The organism is Streptomyces massasporeus (assembly GCF_014648995.1).
Classification (GTDB): domain Bacteria; phylum Actinomycetota; class Actinomycetes; order Streptomycetales; family Streptomycetaceae; genus Streptomyces; species Streptomyces massasporeus.
This window is the reverse complement of the sequence record NZ_BMSE01000077.1, coordinates 1-552: the sequence shown is the minus strand read 5'-3', so window position 1 is coordinate 552 and position 552 is coordinate 1. Positions and strand designations below refer to the sequence as shown.

Sequence of the window (552 nt, the reverse complement as noted above, 5' to 3'; positions counted from 1 at the left end):
TTCATCGATCTGCACCTGCTGCACGAGGTGACCAGCCCGCAGGCGTTCGACGGTCTGCGCAAGAGCGGCCGTACCGTGCGGCGTCTGGACCTCACCATCGCGACCGAGGACCACAACACCCCGACCCTGGACATCGACAAGCCGATCGCGGACCCGGTCTCGCGGGTGCAGCTGGAGACGCTGCGCAAGAACGCCGCGGACTTCGGTGTGCGTCTGCATCCGCTGGGCGATGTCGAGCAGGGTGTCGTGCACGTGGTGGGCCCGCAGCTGGGCCTGACCCAGCCCGGCACCACCGTCGTGTGCGGTGACTCGCACACCTCCACGCACGGCGCGTTCGGCGCGCTGGCGTTCGGCATCGGCACCTCCCAGGTGGAGCACGTGCTGGCCACGCAGACGCTGCCGATGTCGCGGCCGAAGACCATGGCGATCACGGTGGACGGTGAACTGCCCGAGGGCGTCACCGCCAAGGACCTGATCCTGGCGATCATCGCGAAGATCGGCACGGGCGGCGGCCAGGGCTACGTTCTGGAGTACCGGGGTGAGGCCATCGAG

The 552-nt window shown here is 68.8% G+C and carries 1 protein-coding gene; it reads left to right on the top strand.

What is annotated here, in order from left to right; genetic code table 11:
* Positions 1–552, top strand: a 552-nt coding sequence (locus tag IE153_RS41320) for an aconitase family protein (protein ID WP_268251985.1), incomplete at both ends; no start/stop codon positions are given.